This is a genomic window from Kitasatospora sp. NPDC002040 (genome assembly GCF_040296785.1).
Lineage (GTDB): Bacteria > Actinomycetota > Actinomycetes > Streptomycetales > Streptomycetaceae > Kitasatospora.
The window spans coordinates 718,709-735,632 of the sequence record NZ_JBEOXV010000002.1 but is presented as its reverse complement, the minus strand read 5'-3'; the positions used below and the strand labels follow the sequence as shown (position 1 = coordinate 735,632).

13 protein-coding genes and 1 pseudogene are annotated in these 16,924 nt (G+C 73.5%); 5 read left to right on the top strand and 9 right to left on the bottom strand.

Going from position 1 to position 16,924, the window contains the following annotated elements; translation table 11 throughout:
* Positions 1–143: 143 nt before the first annotated feature.
* Entirely contained in the window at positions 144–1,010 is an 867-nt protein-coding gene (locus ABT118_RS08620) for a GNAT family N-acetyltransferase (protein ID WP_350645999.1), read from the top strand.
* A 123-nt stretch (positions 1,011–1,133) separates the two neighbouring features.
* Here ABT118_RS08620 and ABT118_RS08615 read toward each other — a convergent pair whose 3' ends face one another.
* The 4 genes and pseudogenes from ABT118_RS08615 to ABT118_RS08600 form a co-directional block, all read right to left on the bottom strand.
* A complete protein-coding gene (locus tag ABT118_RS08615) occupies positions 1,134–1,382 on the bottom strand; it encodes a hypothetical protein (protein WP_350645998.1) in 249 nt (82 codons plus the stop codon).
* Positions 1,383–1,452: 70 nt separating this feature from the next.
* Positions 1,453–1,626: pseudogene (locus ABT118_RS08610) on the bottom strand (IS982 family transposase); the annotation flags it as partial.
* Positions 1,627–1,688: 62 nt separating this feature from the next.
* Positions 1,689–2,813 (bottom strand): glycosyltransferase, encoded by a 1,125-nt coding sequence (locus tag ABT118_RS08605; RefSeq protein WP_350645997.1) that lies wholly within the window; start codon positions 2,811–2,813, stop codon positions 1,689–1,691.
* Positions 2,814–2,926: 113 nt separating this feature from the next.
* Positions 2,927–3,700: a methyltransferase domain-containing protein gene (locus ABT118_RS08600; RefSeq protein WP_350645996.1), complete on the bottom strand. Its 774-nt coding sequence runs from the start codon at positions 3,698–3,700 to the stop codon at positions 2,927–2,929.
* A gap of 277 nt (positions 3,701–3,977) precedes the next feature.
* On the opposite strand from ABT118_RS08600, the gene ABT118_RS08595 reads away from it, so the two are divergent.
* The 3 genes from ABT118_RS08595 to ABT118_RS08585 all read left to right on the top strand — a co-directional run bounded on the left by ABT118_RS08595 (position 3,978) and on the right by ABT118_RS08585 (position 7,625).
* Positions 3,978–5,417: a cytochrome P450 gene (locus tag ABT118_RS08595; RefSeq protein WP_350645995.1), complete on the top strand. Its 1,440-nt coding sequence runs from the start codon at positions 3,978–3,980 to the stop codon at positions 5,415–5,417.
* Positions 5,418–5,422: 5 nt separating this feature from the next.
* Positions 5,423–6,370 (top strand): terpene synthase family protein, encoded by a 948-nt coding sequence (locus ABT118_RS08590; protein WP_350645994.1) that lies wholly within the window; start codon positions 5,423–5,425, stop codon positions 6,368–6,370.
* A gap of 226 nt (positions 6,371–6,596) precedes the next feature.
* A complete protein-coding gene (locus ABT118_RS08585) occupies positions 6,597–7,625 on the top strand; it encodes a helix-turn-helix domain-containing protein (protein ID WP_350645993.1) in 1,029 nt (342 codons plus the stop codon).
* Between the two features lie 76 nt (positions 7,626–7,701).
* On the opposite strand, the gene ABT118_RS08580 is transcribed toward ABT118_RS08585, so the two are convergent.
* On the bottom strand, positions 7,702–8,223 hold the full coding sequence (locus tag ABT118_RS08580; RefSeq protein WP_350645992.1) for an ArsR/SmtB family transcription factor: 522 nt from the start codon (positions 8,221–8,223) through the stop codon (positions 7,702–7,704).
* Between the two features lie 105 nt (positions 8,224–8,328).
* Here ABT118_RS08580 and ABT118_RS08575 point away from each other — a divergent pair, with 105 nt between their 5' ends.
* Positions 8,329–9,558 carry an MFS transporter gene (locus tag ABT118_RS08575; protein WP_350645991.1) on the top strand — a complete coding sequence of 410 codons (1,230 nt, stop codon included), beginning with the start codon at positions 8,329–8,331 and terminating at the stop codon, positions 9,556–9,558.
* Positions 9,559–9,631: 73 nt separating this feature from the next.
* On the opposite strand, the gene ABT118_RS08570 is transcribed toward ABT118_RS08575, so the two are convergent.
* The 4 genes from ABT118_RS08570 to ABT118_RS08555 form a co-directional block, all read right to left on the bottom strand.
* Positions 9,632–12,547 carry a polysaccharide lyase family 8 super-sandwich domain-containing protein gene (locus ABT118_RS08570; protein WP_502884502.1) on the bottom strand — a complete coding sequence of 972 codons (2,916 nt, stop codon included), beginning with the start codon at positions 12,545–12,547 and terminating at the stop codon, positions 9,632–9,634.
* 183 nt (positions 12,548–12,730) lie between these two features.
* Positions 12,731–13,780 carry a LacI family DNA-binding transcriptional regulator gene (locus ABT118_RS08565; RefSeq protein WP_350645990.1) on the bottom strand — a complete coding sequence of 350 codons (1,050 nt, stop codon included), beginning with the start codon at positions 13,778–13,780 and terminating at the stop codon, positions 12,731–12,733.
* Positions 13,781–13,837: 57 nt separating this feature from the next.
* Complete coding sequence (locus ABT118_RS08560) at positions 13,838–15,856, bottom strand: glycosyl hydrolase family 28-related protein (RefSeq protein ID WP_350645989.1); 2,019 nt, start codon at positions 15,854–15,856, stop codon at positions 13,838–13,840.
* A gap of 174 nt (positions 15,857–16,030) precedes the next feature.
* Positions 16,031–16,858 (bottom strand): sulfurtransferase, encoded by an 828-nt coding sequence (locus ABT118_RS08555; protein ID WP_350645988.1) that lies wholly within the window; start codon positions 16,856–16,858, stop codon positions 16,031–16,033.
* Positions 16,859–16,924: the final 66 nt, after the last annotated feature.

Below are 16,924 nucleotides of genomic sequence, written 5' to 3'. Positions count from 1 at the left end.
CGGCTCCTCGCCCCGCGCCCGAACCGGGCACCCGCTGCCCGACGGCCGCCAGGCTACGAGCAGCCACCGACACGGCCGACCGGAGCGGCCGCCGGAGGGTAAATCGGTTGCGGGGCTTGGTGATTCGCGGTCTGATCCGGACCATGACGATTGTGCTGGGTACGCCGACTGCCGACGGGGTGCGCGGGGCCATGGCCTCGGTGCGGGAGTGGCAGGACGACGAAGCGCCGATGCAGTTGCACTCCGGGGACATCGGCTGGAACTACCGGTTCGGCACGGCCGAGACGGCCGCGGTGCTCCGGACCTGGAGCCGGGACGGGCGGATCCTCGCGGTCGGGATGATCGACTCGCCGACGCTGGTACGGCTGACGGTCGCTCCGGATGCCTTCCAGGACGGGGACTTGGCGCGACGGCTGGTCGAGGACCTGTCGCTGCCCGAGCGCGGCGTGCTGCCGGAGGGGGCCGTGTCCGTCGAGGCGCCGCTGGGCCTGCGGCTGCACGACCTGCTGGGCCAGGAGGGCTGGGGCGTCGACGAGCCGTGGACGCCGCTTTTCCGCGACCTCACCGAGCCGGTGGAGGACCCGGGCGTGCGGATCGAGCCGATCGGCCCGGAGCGGGCGCAGGACTTCGCGGACGTCCTGCGGTCGGCGTTCGCCACCTCGCGGCCCACGCGCGCGTACTGGCAGGCGATGTCGGCGGGACCGTTCTACGCCGACGCCCGCTGCCTGGGCGCCTACGACGACCAGGGCAGCGTGGCGGCGGTGGTGACGGTGTGGTCGGCCGGCCCGGGCAGGCCGGGGCTGGTCGAGCCGATGGGCGTCCACGGGGACTTCCGCGGCCGCGGCTACGGCCGGGCGATCACCCTGGCCGGGGCGGCCGCGCTGCGGGAACTGGGCGCGTCGAGCGTGCGCGTGTGCACGCCGAGTTCCAACGTCGGCGGCATCGCCACCTACCGGGCGGCCGGGTTCGAGCTGCGGCCGGAGGTGCGGGACCGCCTCCGGCCTGCCTGACGCCGGAGCTGATACAGGAACTCACTGCCGAAGAACGGCAGTTGATTGGGCTGAGTCGGGAACAAGGCCGTCTTCGATCAGGGGCTTCGTTATGGCCCGCGGCCACCGCACGATCCGTACGTATCAGGCGTCGTAGTACTCACCGTCATCGCCCTGAACCCGCGCGCCCAGGGCCTTCGCCAGCTCGCTCATCGTCGCGATCACCGGATCGCTCGGGTTCTTGGACACGATCCGCCCGGCGTTCCACCACAGCGGAACCGCCATGAGGCCGGGAGCAGCTGCGACCACCGCTTCCCACTCCGCCGCGCTGATGTCCTGGCCCTCTTCATCCCACCAGTTCTCACGGCGGGTGATGTACACGTCGTAGCCCATGACCAGCAACAGTAGGCCGCGAGACCGACATGATCGCGAAGTCACACCGGAGTACTGGATGATCTGCTCTGGCGGTGAGCCGGGGCTCGATGGCGAGCAGGTCAAGCAGCCGCTCACGCTCATCGGCCTCTGCTCCGGTCGGCGCGAACGCGACCGGTAGGCCGTACAGGTGCAGCGGCAACGCGCAGCAGTAGCGCGTGTGGCTGGCGCAGTACCCGTACTGAGCCCCTCCGGCCAGTGCGGAGGGAGTCCAAGTCGGTCCTCAAGCAGCGACCTTGGACTCCCTCCTCCCATCCGCGCAGGCCGTCATGACCGGTGGAGTCCTTCGAGCAGGGGAATGGTCTGCTCGGGTCCCGGTAGCGCGTTGATCTCCTCCCGGATCCGTTCGGAGGCTCGGCGGTAGTCAGCGTCGGCGAGCACAGCAGATACCGTCATGCGCACTTCCTCCGAGGTGACCGTGATCGGGTCCAGAACTCGGGCGGTACCGAGTTCCATGCACCGCTGCGCGTTGTACGGCTGGTCCGCGCCGAGGGGGAACAGGACCGACGGCAGGCCGTGGGCGAGGGCTCCCATGAGGGTGCCGGAGCCTCCGTGCGAGACGACCAGATCGCACTGCGGCAGCAGCAGTTCCTGCGGAACGAACTTCTCGACCCGGACGTGGTCGGGCAGCGGCCCGAGATCTGCGGGGTCGACGCGCTCGCCCACGGTCACGACCACGTTCACGGGAAGCTCCTGGAGTCCGGCCAGGACCCGGGAGAAGAGGTCAGTGGTGTTGTTCACGGTGCCGAGGGTGAAGTACACGGTGGGTGTGCGCGGCGTGGTGTCGGCCGGAACGGTGGCTGTCGGTCGGAACGAGAAGGTGCGGGCCGGCAAGGGGAAGCACGGGTTTCGGAAGCTCGGCGGGAACGGCGACAGGACCAGGCCCCGTTCCAGCACGGCGAGTTCGGGGTCCGATGGCAGGCCGTGCGCGGATCGCAACTCGTGCAGGGGCTCGGCGACGACTTCCTTGCGCAGAAAGCCCCCGGCTGCGAGCACGAGGACAGTCGCGCAGGGGAGTCCGAGCGATTCGGCTGCGATCGCGGTGCCGAAGTCGACCTCGTCACGCACCAGGACATCGGGCTTCCACGCACGGGCAAGTTCAAGGACTGCTGCGGCCTGCCGACGTGCCCCGCGCCGGGCGAACCCCTCGGCGAGTTCCCGAATGTCCGCTGCCGGATCGGGTGTCTCCACCGTCGCCCGCTCCGCGGCTTCCGCCGGTCTGCGCGGCTCGCTCGTGGCGAACGCAGTGAATCCGGCGGCCGCGATCTCGGGACCCCTCCCGCCCGAGCCGGCAACGGCGACCGTGTGTCCTGCGGCCTGAGCTGCTCGGGCCACAGGGATGAGAGGGCGGAAGTGACCGCTGCCACCGATGAACGTGAACAGGATTCGCATCGGGCGAGGGTACCGGCAACGAAGGCGCCCGCAACCAAAAGCTTCGTGCATGACTGGGATCCCGGCCGACGCCACCGCTCGCCGTGTAGGTCGGCCGGGGTGCGGAGCCCCGGTCAGCGGGTGGCGATGACGGTGACGAGGGTGAAGGTGGCGAAGAACGGGCCCTCGGCGAGTGCGGCGAACCAGCGGCGGCCGCGGGCCTCTTCGATCCGGCCGGCGTCGATGGCCCGGTGCAGGTTGCGGCCCAATGCCAGGGTGTGGTCGGCGTCCTGGAAGTCGCGGAACACCGGTGCGGCGGTGAGTACGGTCTCGACGGTGAAGCCCGCGTGCTCGGCCAGCCTGGCGAGGCTGCGTCCGACGGTGGCGTTCCGGACCACGTCCGAGGTGGTGTAGCGGGTGAAGTCGCGGCTCGTGTCGAGGTCGTCCGCGTCGACGGCCAGGGTGTCCCAGTCGGGTTCGGCGAGCGCGATCCGGGAGCCGGGGCGGGTGGCCAGGTGGAGCTGCCCGAGGACGGCGGCGGGATCGGCGACGTGCATCAGGACCCGGTCGATCTTGGCCCGGTCCACGGACCCCGGTGCCACCGGCAGCGCGTGCAGATCTCCGGCGCGGAGCTCCACGCCCGGCAGCGAGTCCACCCGGCGACGGGCCTGGTCGAGCATGGCCGGATCGTGGTCCACCCCGATCACCGTGCCGTCCGCACCGGCGAGGGCGGCCAGGTGCGGAAGATCCGTGCCCGGCCCGCAACCCGCGTCGAGCACGGTCTGGCCCGGCCGGATCTCCAGCAGGTCGAGCAGGCGCTGCTTGTAGGCGCGGCCGGCCTCGCCGGCGGCGGCCCGCAGCATGTAGGCGGCCTGATCGGGTCTGGGTGCTCCGAGAGTCGACGACATGACGGGCAGTCAAGCACGGGCGCGGCGAACGAGGCCAGGAGGGACCGCCGGCTGCTGGGAGCTGGTCGGTCCTGGCGGGCGCCCGGCGGAATACTATTCCGTTCGCCTTGAATTTCTTGTGGTGGTGCGGGAGTTGTTCCTAGGGTCCTTTTCGAGGCGCCCACCGAATTGCGTGCGAAATCGGCCCCACAGGTATTCCGGCGGAGAAGTTCCCAGGCCCGGACGGGTGAGTTCCTCCACACCTCTCGTGTGCCGTGGTCATCGGGAAGGAACCACCGTGCGTATCTCGAACCCCAAGCCGACCGACCGTTTCCGGACGACCCGGGAGACCCTCAGGACCGCTTTCCGGCTCTCCCACGACCCGCTCGGATTCCTCCGCGCCCTGCCTGCCGGAGGAGGGGTGGTCCCGGTCCGGCTCGGCCCCTTCGAAGCGCTCGTGGTCACGGACCCGGAACTGACCCGGACGGTGCTGCTCGACGACCGAGTGTACGACAAGGGCGGGGCGCTCTACGACCGCATCCGCGAGATCACCGGCGACGGGCTGGTCAGCTGCCCGCATCAGCAGCACCGCCGCCAGCGCAGGCTGCTCCAGCCGGCGTTCGGCCGGGAACTGACCGAAGGCCACGTCCGGACCATGAGTGCGCAGGCCGGTGCCGCCGCCCGGTCCTGGAGCGCGGCCGGACCGTTCGACCCGCTGGTCGAACTCCTGGCTCTGACCACCCGCACCCTGGTCGGGACGATGCTCTCGGACGCGCTGACGGAGAGTCGGATCCGGCAGGCGGTCGAGGACTACAGCACCATCCTGAAGGGCCTGTACGCGCAGGCCGTCCTGCCATCGCTGCTGTCCCGGCTCCCGGTGCCCGCCAACCTGCGCCACCGGAGGGCGCGGGCCCGGCTCAGGAGCACCCTGGCCGAGGTGGTGGCGCAGCGCCGGGCCGACGGCCGGACCGACCGGGCCGACCTGCTCTCCGCTCTGCTGCCCGGGCCGGACGCGCCCGGCGGCCCGGGGGAGGTCCCGTTCACCGACGCCGAGATCTGCGACCAGCTGGTGACCTTCCTGATCGCGGGCTCCGAGACCACGGCGGTCGTACTCGCCTGGGCGGTGCACTTCCTGGCCGCCGACCGGCAGCTCCAGCAGCGCCTGCAGGCGGAGGTCGACGGCCTGCGGCTGGACGGGCGGCCCATGGACAGTGGCGACGTGGCGGCCCTGCCGCTGACCACGAACACCGTCACCGAAGCGCTCCGCATCCGTCCGCCGGGATGGATCTTCAGCCGGCTGACCACCCGGCCCGCGATGCTGGGCGAGTACGCCGTCCCGGCGGGCACCACGGTCCTCTACAGCCCGTACCTGATCCACCACCGGGCCGACCTCTACCCCGATCCCGAACGCTTCGACCCCGACCGCTGGGCGCCCGATGCCCCCGGCCGGCCGCAGCGCTCCGCCTTCATCCCGTTCGGGGCGGGGGCGCGCAGGTGCATCGGCGAGCGGTTCGGCCTGGCCGAGGCCGTCGTCATCCTGGCCACCCTCGTCTCCCGCTGGCAGTGGGAGGAGCTCCCCGGTTCGGACGCCAGACCGGTGGCCGCCGTCTCGCTCCGGCCGAGGGGGCTGCGCGTACTGCTGACCGAACGGACCGAGCCGATCGAGCGGGCCGAACCGATCGAGCCGATCGAGCGGGCCGAGCGGACCCCGGGGTCCGTGCCGGCCGAGGGGATGTGACGGCCGTGCCCCAGGACGTCGACCTGCCGATCCCGTTCCCCAGCCGGATCAGCCTCGACCACGAGCGTGCCAGGGACACCCACCTGGCCTGGCCCCGTTCGTACGGACTGCTGCCGACCGACAGCGCCGCCGAGCGGCACGCCCGGGGCGACTACGCCGGCCTGGCCGCGAGGTTCCATCCCCCGGCCACCGGAACGGAGTTGGACCTGGGGGTGGACCAGCAGAGCTGGTTCTTCCTGTTCGACGACACCTTCGACGGGCCGCCCGGCCACGACCCCCAGGGGGTCCGGTGCACCGTCCGCTCGCTGCTGGACGTGCTCGCGGGCGGAGCCGCGACCGATCCCATGCTGTGCGCCTTCGCCGACCTGCGGCGCCGCAGCTGTGAGGGGATGTCCCGGCAGTGGCGGCAGCGCTCGGCCCGGGCCTGGCGGGAGTACTTCACCGGCCACATCGCCGAGGCGGTGGGACGCCGGGACCGCACCAGGTACTCCGTCCGGCAGTACTTCGGCATCCGCCGGGACACCATCGGTGTGACGCCGACCCTCGACCTGGGGGAGCGGGTGCGGCACGCCGAGGTGCCGGACCTGATGCACCGTCATCCGGCCCTGGCGGCGCTGCGCACCCTCGCGTGCGACCTGGTCATCATCGACAACGACATCGCCTCGGTCGAGAAGGAGTGCGCGGCCGGCGAGCTCAACAACGCCGTCCTGCTGCTGCGGCACGAGCGGGACTGCTCCACCGCCACCGCCGTCGCGCTCCTCCGGGAGGAGGTCGCCGCCCTGCTCGGGCGCTTCGAGCGGGACCGGCTCCGGCTCACCTCCGGCCGGGCGTACCTCGCCCTGCCGGGCCCGGACCGGGCCCGGGTGGACGGCTACCTCGCCGACGGCGTCCAGGCGGTGATCAGAGGCGCCTTCGACTGGCACCGGCAGTCCCGCCGCTACGTCCTGCGCTGAACCCACCGCCCACCACCCACCGCCCAGCTCTCACCACCGGCCGGGTCGACGCGGACCGGCCTCACCCGCACGAGTGACAGTCCGTCGAGGGCCTGCGAAGGGTCCACGCCGGGGACCAGACTCGACCCCGACCGTCTCCCCGCACGGTGCCCGCCCCGGCGGCCCACCGCGTGCGGTGGCGGCGGTCGGCGTGTCAGGAAGACCCCGGGTGGAGCGCGGAGGCGGCATGACGCCGTTCGGACGGACGTTGCGGCTCCTGCGTCGGCGCGCGGGCCTGTCCCAACCTGCGCTGGCGGCACGGGTGTTCGTGTCGCAGTCGACCGTCAGTCGGATCGAATCGGGCACCCGGACGCCCGACCCGGCGCTGGCCCGCCTACTCGACCAGGCACTCGCGGCGCGCGGCGCGCTGGCCGCCCTGATCCCGGCCGACCCCGACCGGGCCGCCTTCCAGGCCCGGCGGCCGGACCTGGTGGACCGGACCACGATCACCCACCTGGAGTCGGGCCTGGTCCACCTGCGCAAGCTGGAGGACACCTCCTCCTCCGCCGACGTCACGCCCATGGTGGCCGCCAGGACCGGGGCTGCCGTCCAGCTGGCCAGGAACGCGCCGTACGCCCTGCGCCCCTCGGCGATCGGCGCGGCCGCGATGGGCGCCGCCTACCTCGGCTGGTGCCACTTCCTGGCCGGACGGTACGCGGAGGCGGAGGCGGAGCTGGACCGCGCGGTCGCCTACGCCTACGAATCCCGGGCCCCCGACCGGCTGGAGCGCACCATGAGCTACCGGGGCGTCCTGGAACTGGTCTGGGGCAGCCCCGCCGCGGCGGCGAGCATGCTCGGCGCCGCCCGTCGCGACACCGGCGCCCACCCCGCCCTGCGCGCCTACGACGCGGGCCAGCAGGCCCGCGCCCTCGCCCACGCGGGTGAGACCCGTGAAGCCGACCGCGTCCTGTTGGAAGCGGACCGGCTGGCCGAACGGATCGACTACGCGGACCTCCCGGTGGGCGCCTACTGGTACACCCCCGGCTGGCTGGCCCTGCGCCGGGGCGTGGCGATGCTCGCGCTGGGCCGAACCGCCCAGGCCCGGCGCGAGATCGAACAGGGCTACGCCGCCATGCCGACGGAACACCAGGGGGCGCACTGGGCCCGCCAGTGGATCGACGTACTGGCCGCCGACCGGCCGCCCGCCGACCTGATCCTGCCGCCGCACCAACGCGGTCGGCCCACCTCGTCCGCACCCCGCCGCCCGGTGCCGTGAACGGTGGGTCAGGGCCGCGCCGCCGCCCGGGCCGCCGGCTTCGGGAGGCTTCGGGAGGCTTCGGCCGCCGTGGCGGTCAGGCCTCCTCGGTGCGGGGCCCGTCGTCGAGGGGGAAGGCCATCAGGCTGACGCCGACCGGGTGGGTGCCGGGGGTGTGGGCGGGGCGGGCGGCGGTGTGCAGGTCGTCGGCGAGGGCGGCCAGCCGGGACCTGATGTCCTGCCAGGCCTCGGGGGCGAGCCAGAGCTCGGCGTCGACGGTGACGCCCTCGCTCTGCGGCGCGCGCCGGGCGGCCCGTTCGCGGAGGGCGCCGGCCATGGTCTCGGCGAGCAGCGGGGAGGCGTCCTGCCGGTCGGAGAGCGGGGTGCCGCGGACGGTGCGGTAGCGGCGCTCCCGGCCGCCGCGGCGGGTGCGTTCCTCGGCAAGCTCGACCAGGCCGCTCGCGTCCAGGCGGCGCAGGTGCTGGCTGGCGAGGGCGTGCGAGACGTCCAGTTCGCGGGCGAGTTCGGCGGCCGACATCGGCCCCGGCCACATCAGGCTGAGCATCCGCAGTCGCAGCGGATGGGCGAGTGCGCGCAGCACCGGATCGGTCTCGGTCATGCAGGCCAGTAAACCGTGCGGGAGAGACGGGGCAGGTCGGCCCTACCCCCAAGCAAGTCATTGGGGGTAGGGTGTGCGCGATCGCCGGACCGCGAGGGGGAACTGATGGGCCGACAGCTGGCCACCGTGCTGCGCGACCGCAACGCGGTGCTCTACCTGGGCGGGGTGGTGCTCTCCGGCTTCGGGGACACCGCGATGGCGCTGGCCGCCGGGATCTGGGTCAAGACGCTCACCGGCTCGGACGCGCTCGCCGCGCTGGTCGGCCTGGGCCTCTGGCTGCCGACCCTGCTCGGCCCGCTGATCGGGCCGTTCGCGGACCGGGTCCGCCGCCGCCCGCTGCTGGTCGCGGTCCACCTGGCGCTCGCGGTGGTCATGACCGCACCGCTGGCCGTGCGCACGGCGGACGACGTCTGGCTGCTGTTCGCGGTGCTGACCACGGTCGGCGGGGGAGTGGTGCTCGCCGACTCGGCCGAGACCGCGCTGGTGGTCACCGTGGTGCCGGCGGAGCTCCGGGGCGACTTCAACGGCCTGGTGCACACCGCGATGGAGGGCATGAAGCTGATCGCCCCACCGGTCGGCGCCGCCCTGTTCACCGCGTACGGCGGCCCGGCGGTGGCCGCACTCGACGCCCTCACCTTCCTGCTGGCCGCAGCGGCCTACCGCTGCCTGCGGGTCCGGGAGAGCGCACCCGCCCCGCGCGAGCGGCGCAGTTGGAAGGCGGAGACCGCCGAGGGCCTGCGCTTCCTGCGCGAGCACCCCGTGCTGCGCCCGCTGCTGCTGACCGGTGGGACGGCCATGCTGCTGGCGGGGCTGAGCAGTTCGGCCACCTTCGCGGTGATCGACCAGGGGCTGGGGCGGAGCCCGGCGTTCTCGGGTGTCCTGATGCCGGTTCAGGGGGTCGGCTCGGTGGTGGCCGGTCTGGCTGCCGGGCCGCTGATGCGGCGGCTGCCGGAGCGCGGCTTCGCCGCCGCCGGGCTCGCGCTGTTCGCGCTAGGGGTGCTGGCCCGGGCCACCCCGTGGCTGCCGGTGGTGCTCGGCGGCAGCCTGGCGATCGGGCTCGGGCTGCCGTGCACGCTGATCGCGGCCATGACGGCGGTTCAGCGCGAGACCCCCGGTGAGCTGTTGGGCCGGGTGGCCGCCACCGCCGGCACCCTGCTGTACGCCCCGACCGGCCTGGCCCTGCTGCTGGGCGGTGCGATGGTGGCGGAGCTGGACTACCGGGTGCAGACCGTCCTGGCCGGGACGGCCGGACTGGTGGTCGCCGGCCTGGTCCTGGCGGGGCTGCTGGGACGCCGGACGGCCGATGCCCAGCAGCCCGAGGCCTCGCTCCCCTGACGGAGCCCCCGCCGTCGGCCGGGAGACGGCCGGTGGAGCCCAGCTGTGGCGGGGCCCACCGGCCGACGGTGTGTCAGGAGCTGATGACCTGGAGGAACGGCCGGTCGGCCGGGTGCTCGCGGCTGTTGAGGTTGACGGCGAGGCCGACGGCGCCGAGGGGTTGCCAGACGGTGAGGGTGGTGGCGGGGCCGGTGAGGGCGGCGGTGACGTCGAGGGCGGTCCAGTCGGGGGTGGTGGAGAGCCGGCCGGTGCCCAGGGCGGCGGCCGGGGTGGGGGCGCTGTTCCAGGTGAGAGTGGACTCGGCCCAGGGGGTGGGGGCGGTGGCGAAGGCCTGGAGGGTGGTCTGGGTGCCGCCGGAGTCGGCGACGGCGCCGTGCAGCCAGAGGACGGCGCGGCGGACGGTGCCGGGGACGGCGGAGGTGTCGAAGGAGAGCAGGGCGCGCCGGTCGAAGCCGCTGGCAGTGGAGTTGGTGTTCTTGACGGTGAGGGTGGTGGCGGTGCCGTAAGCGGTGTCCGCGTACGAGCCGTCGCGGACGAAGGCGTCCCGGACGGGGGCGAGGGCGGTCGCGGTGGCGGCCGGTGCGGTGCCGGTCCGGCGCAGGGTGACGGTGCGTCCGGCGCCCTGGGTGCCACCGGTCTCGACCAGGAGGGTGACCGAGCCGTTGAGCGAGAGCACGTTGACGCCGGGAGAGGTGTCGGCCGAGGTCCAGCCGGCCCGGGCGAGGGTGACCGTCACCGTCGCGGCCAGCCGGGACGGGTCGGCGACGGTGACCGTGAGCGTCCCGCCGGACTCCCGGAACAGGACCGAGCAGGGCGCCGAGACGGTGATCGGACCGGCCGTCCCGGCGGCGAAGAAGTTGGCTCCGGTCACGCCGGAGGCGGAGTCCGAAACGGCCTGCACCGAGGCCGAGTTGGCCAGCACGGTGGTGGTGGGGGCGGCGGCCCGGGCGGCCGCGGCGGCGGCGGTGGCACCCGGCATCAGCAGGTACTCGTACCCGGCCCCGGCCGGATCGGTCCCGTGGTCGAACCAGAGTGTCAGGTAGCGCCGGGTGAGCTGCTCGGTGGTCCCGTTGCCGTTGATGTCGTGCCAACTGCCGGTCCTGGACTCGCGCTTGGCGCGGAGTGAGGTGCCGGTCGGGAACACGTACCCGCCGAAGCCGGTCAGCGCCACCGACCGGGCGCCGGTCAGCTGCTGCGACCAGCCGAGGGTGGTGGGCTGGGCGACGCCGTCCACGGTGAGCGCATGGGTGCCGGTGGCGCCGAGGTTGCGGTTGTCGATCACGGTCTCGACCGGGACGCCGTCCGTGCAGGTGATGCCGGCGCCGAGGCAGAGCACCGAATCGTCCAGCAGGAACCAGGACTTCCGCCCGCGGAGGGTGGAGGAGAGGCCGCGCAGGTCCTGGCCGACGGCGGCGTAGGTGCCGTCGGTGCTGCCGCCGGCCCAGACGTTGTCCGGCCGGGCCGCGCCCCAGGCGCCGCCGGCTGCGTCGGCCAGCGGTTTGGTGGAGACGGTGGTGCCGGGCATCCGGTACGGGTCGACGGTGGGCCAGAAGGCGTCGGAGTACTGGCCGTTGCCGTAGTTGGAGCCCCACCAGTTCAACAGGCCGCTGTTGGTGTGCCAGCCGCGCAGGTGCTCGCCGTTGCCGGTCTCGTAGAAGGTGGTGCGGGCCGAGCAGAGGCTCAGCGAGGCGGCCCAGCCGGCGCGGCGGACCACCGCGCGGTCCATCGCGAAGACCCGGGCGCCGGCCGGCTCGGCGGCCGGGGTGACCGAGGCGTCGGCCAGCAGGGCCTGGGCACGGGCCAGTTCGGGGACGTCGAGGTAGGCGTTGGTGAGGTAGGGGCGGTACTGGTCGCGGGTGATCCAGCCCTTCACGGCGGCGCGCCACCCGGCCGACTGGGCAGCCGACGCGGCACCGGAGTCGGCCAGCCGGAGGATGTGGCCGAGGATGGTGTGCCCCCGGGTGTGGTCGTCCTGCTGGAGCTGGAGCAGGTCGCCGACCTGGCGGCCCCGGCTGACGGAGCGTCCGCCCACCGCGTCCATCACCAGGCCGTTGTAGAGGAACGGCGCCCAGGCGGTGGCGATCGAGTCGAAGACGTTCTGCCGCTGCGGGTCGGTGACCTGCCAGGCCGACCCGGCCAGCAGCGCGAACAGCTTGCTCAGCCCGCCGAGCAGCACCTCGCCGTACGAGCCGGTGTAGGGCACCCAGGTGTGCTGGACGAACGAGCCGTCGGCGTACAGGCCGTCGCCGCTGAGCACGTACGGGAAGACCGGGGAGAGCGCGGTGGAGGCGGCGCCGAGCCGGGCGGAGTTGCGGCCCAGGACGCCGCAGAGCGCGATCACCCGGCACAGGTCGACCCGGTTGGCGCCGGTGCTGGTGCCGGTGTAGGAGGTGAGCCGGGAGTCGGGGACGGCGTGGGCGACGGCGCCGAGGTAGCCGGTCAGCTGAGCGGCCGTCAGGCGGTCGTGCACCAGCACGCAGACGTCGAGCAGGGCCTGCGGCGAACCGATCTGCCAGTCCCACCAGTTGCCGTACGCGGTCGCGGTCGGGGTGTAGGCGTTGGCATGCAGGTGGTCCAGGCCGGTGGCGATGGCGGTGGCCAGGGCCGGGTCGGCGGTCAGGCCGGTGCCGGGCTGGGACCAGGCCAGTGCCATGGTCCGCAGCCTGACGTAACTTCCGGTGATGTTTGCGGAGTTGGTGCCGAGCGGCAGGTCGGGCCAGAGCGATCCGGGGCCGGGGGCCATCGCGGTGTACTGGGCCAGGGCCCGCTCGCCGAGGCCGCGCAGGGTGCCGGCGTACGGCTCGGCGGCGGGGTCGAAGCCGGTGCCGGTGAGCAGGTCGCGCCAGCGCAGCCGGAGGGTGTCGTAGGTGTCGGCGGCGGCCCGGGCGGGCCCGGCGGCGAGCAGGACGGCGCCGAGGGCGACCGAACCGGTGGCGAGTCGGAGGAGACGGCGGCGGGAGAGCAGCGGGCTGGGCGGCACGGTGTTCAAGGGGGCCTCCTGGCCGGACGGGGGATCCGGGCACGGCGAACTGGCCGCTGGGCGCCGTGGGGGTGGGCGCGGCGACGCCCGGCCGGAGCCGCTCCGCTCCGGGCGCCATGACGGTAAGCGCTTTCCCGAGCGGGCGTCAACGGTCCGAGCAGCGGAACGGCCAGGAGAACGGGGGGCGGTGCGTCAGTGCCGGGGTGCGCCGGTGGTCCCGCGCAGCACCACCTCGACCGGAAGTTCGACGGTTCGTACCGTCCCGACCCCCGGCGCCTCAAGGGCCAGCGCGACCGCCTCGGCGCCCATCCGGCCGAGCGGCATCCGGACGGTGCTCAGCGGACGGCTCAGGTCCTCCGCGAACGGGATGTCGTCGAAGCCCGCCACCGACAGCTCGCCCGGCACCTCGACCCCGCGGGCGCGCAGCTCCGCCAGTACGCCCACCGCGCAGACGTCCGACAGGGCGAGGACGGCGGTCGGCCGGGGGCGGTCGGGGAGGGGTCGGCCGGGCGACGGCGGACCGAGCAGCCCGGCCATCGCCCGCCGCCCGCCCTCGCGGCTGAACTCGGTCCGTACGACCGCCCGTTCACCCAGCGCCAGCCCGGCCTCGATGAGCGCGTCCCGGACCCCGGCCAGCCGTTCGCCGGGCACCCGGAGCCGGTCCGGGCCGGTGATCACCGCGAACTCCCGGTGGCCGAGCGCCAGCAGAGCCCGGGTCAGCTCGGCCGCGCCGGACCGGTTGGCGGGTCGGACGGTGGGGTACCCGGGGCCGTGGTCGGTCACCGCCGCCACCGAGCCGCCGGTGGCCCGGTACTCGGCCAGGGCGGCGTCCAGCCGGGCGGCGGCGACCGGGTCGGTGTAGCCGGAGCCGGCCAGGATGATCGCGCGGACCCGCTGGGCGTGCAGCATCCGCACCCCGCGCAACTCGGCGGCCGGGTCGCCGTCGGTGTTGACCACCAGCGGCAGCAGCCCGGCCGCCACGGCGGCGTCGCAGGCGCCCCGGGCCAGCGCGGCGAAGTAGGGGTCGGCCAGGTCGTGCAGCAGGACCCCGACCGTGGCGGTGGAGGAGCGGGCCAGGGCCTGGGCGGGCGCGTTCGGCAGGTAGCCGAGGGCGTCCGCGCAGGCCCGGACCCGCTCGGCCAGCTCCGGTCGGACCGTCCGGGCCGAGCCGTTCAGGGCCCGGGAGGCCGTGGCCAGGGACACCCCGGCCTCCCGGGCCACGTCGCCCAGCGTCACGCCCACGTCCGACCCCGTTCAGCAGTGGCAAGATCCTTGGACCAGGGCGGCCAGGCTACCCGTTCACCAGGCGGACGGGGCAGGGGGTGCGACCACCGGCGGGCGGTCGTCGCAGGTGATGGTGTTGGGCAGTTCCCAGGGCGCGAGCCAGGCGCCGGTGGTACCGCCGCCGTCGTTGCCGCCCAGGTCGGTCAGGGCGAACTCGGAGCCCGCCGGGGTGAAGTGGAAGGTGCCGCAGTTGTTGACGCCGACCGCGCCGACGTTGCGGGCGTCGACGTTCTCGAAGTCCGCCGAGCCGGCCGCGCGGGCGCTGAGCACGGAGGTGCCGGTGCCGTCGATCCGCAGGTCCTTGAAGTGCAGGTTGGTGATCGAGTACTGGTCCTTCACCGGCCAGTCGGCCACCAGCATCACGGCGTTGTAGGTGTTGTCGAGGAAGGCGTTGCCGGTGACCCGGGTGTCGGCCTTGATGTCCTTCTCCAGCGCGTAGAACCAGAGCGCGCCCAGGCCGATCTTCCAGTTCAGCTCGAACGTTCCCGAGCGGACGGTGGTGTTGTCGGTGATCCACAGGTGCCCGGTGAACGCCTCGGCACCGAACCGGGAGCCGACCTGGATCGCGCTGCCCTCCCGGACCGGGTCGGCGACCAGGTTGGCGGAGACGGTGTTGTCGGTGCCGCCGTAGAGGGCGATGCCGTTGGCCAGCACCGGGCTCTGCACGGTGTTGTGGTCGAAGGTGTTGCGGGCGTTGCCGGTCTTCTCCGACCACATCGCCAGACCGTCGTCGCCGGTGTTGCGGACGAAGTTGTCGGCGACCAGCGAATCGGTCACGCCGGTGTGGAAGTTGAGGCCGTCGGCGATCTGGTCGGCGATCACGTTGCCGGTCACCTTGAGGTTGGTCATCGGCCCGTCGAACCAGAGGCCGACCTTGGTGCGGTGCAGGTACAGCCCTTCGATGGTCGAGTCGCTCATCGCGCCGCCGATCGCGTTCACCTGGTCGGTGTCGATCCGCTCGCGGACGTCGCCCTCGATCGTGAAGCCGGAGAGGTGGACGTTGCGGCTGCCCCCGGCGGCGGCGTCCTTGCCGTAGAAGCCGACGCCGGTGTGCACCGAGCCGTCGGGCGCGGGGGTGGCCAGGTCGACCTGGTGCCCCTTGACGACGGTGTACCAGCTGCCCGCGCCGACCACGGTCACGTCGTCGACCACGATGTGTCGGTTCACCTGGTAGGTGCCCGGCGGGAGGTAGACCTTGAGCCCGACCCGGCGGGCGAAGGCGATCGCGCGGTCGATCGCGTCGGCGGAGTCCCGGCGCCCGGTCGGGTCGGCACCGAACAGCAGCACGTTGGCGGCGGCGAGTTCGACCTTCGGGGCGGCGACCAGCTGGGAGTCCAGCAGGTCGATCACGGTCCAGGCGGCCTTGCTCCCGGCCGGCACGGTGAGGCGGACCCGGTCGCCCGCGCGGTACTTCTTGCCGAGCAGCAGGCGCTGCTCGTCGTAGAAGTGGTTCGGCCGGAACGGGGTGGCGATCTCCGGTGCCGGGGTGGTGGCGGCAGGGACGCAGGAGCACTCGGTGATCCACCAGTCCGGGTGCAGCAGACCGGCCTTGGGGTCGTTGGAGAACGGGTACTGGTTGTAGAGCCAGGAGTACTGCGAGGTCAGCGTCATGGTGCGGCGGTCGCGGCCGTTCACCGTGACGTCGAGCGGGGCGGTGATCCCGCCCCCGTCCGGAGCGTCCGGGATGCTGTACCGGACGGTGAGCGCGTTGGCCGCGCTCGGCAGGGTGAACTCGACGTACTGACCGGGCGTCAGCTTGACCGCCTGCCGGCCGGAGGCCTCGGCGGGCAGGGTGTAGGCGGTCCGGTCCGGGCCGATCACGGTGCCGTCGGTGGCGGCGTGCTCCGCCTCCTGCTCGGCGAAGTCGACCCTGGCCCCCCGCCCCGCGACCAGCGCGGGGGCGAGGCCGGCCCGGGTGACCACGGGGGCGGGCGCGGGGGCGGGGGCGGCGAACGCCGTACCGGTGAGCACGGGGCTCAGGCCGATGACGGCGGCGGTCAGCGGGGCCACCGCTCTGGTGATGTTCCGTGACATCAGGTGCCTGTCTCTGGTGGGAGGTTGCGCGCGCCGGGGGACGCTCCGGGCCGCGCGGACGCCGGGAGGGTGAGGCGACAGTAGAGCCCTCGCACCATCCACCACAAGGTTCTTGCAGCGGGGTGATGAGAATATGCGTAACTGAGTCCAAGATTTGCAGCCGTGGGGTTCTGCTCAGATCGTCACCGGCAGGTCGGACGGCTGACCCCACTCGCTCCACGAGCCGTCGTACACCGCGAGGTCGCGGTAGCCCGCCAGTTCGGCGCCCAGAGCGAGCACGCAGGCGGTGACGCCGGAGCCGCAGCTGAACACCAGCCGCTCCCGCTCGCCGACCAACTCGGCGAACCGGGACCGGAGTTCTGCGGCGTCCTGCATCCGTCCGGCGGTCTGCAACTCCCCGAACGGGAGGTTGAACGCGCCCGGCATGTGCCCGCCGCGCAGGCCCGGCCGGGGCTCCGGGGCGGTCCCCGCGAACCGCCCCCGGGTCCGGGCGTCCAGCACGGCCGAGGAGCCGTCGGCGAGCGCGGCCAGGACGGCGGCGCTGTCGACGATCAGGCCCGGGCGTGGTGCGGCGGTGAAGTCGCCGACGGTGGCGGTTGCGGAGGCGGAGGTGGTCTCTTGGGGCAGCCCGGCTGCCGTCCAGGCGGGGAGGCCGCCGTCCAGGACGGCGACCCGGTCGAAGCCCATCGCCCGGAACATCCACCAGGCCCGGGCGCTGGAGTAGATGCCGGCGGCGTCGTAGACCACCACGGTGCTGCGGTCGCCGACCCCGAGTGCACGGACCTCGGCGGTGAACTGCGCGGCGTCCGGCATCGTGTGCGGACGGGGATCGGCATGGTCGGAGAGTGCGCCGTCCAGGTCGAATACCCGGGCTCCGGTGATCGGCGGCTCGCCCCGGTGGTCGCCCACGGAGGCGTCCAGCACCACCAGGCCGGGATGGCCGAGGTGTTCGGCCAGCCAGTGGACGTCGACCAGCGGACCGGGCAGGGGCAGCGGGCTCATCAGGCATTTCCTCGGGAATCGGGGCGGACGGTGCTGCCCCGATTCTGGCGCACCCGACGGGCGGTC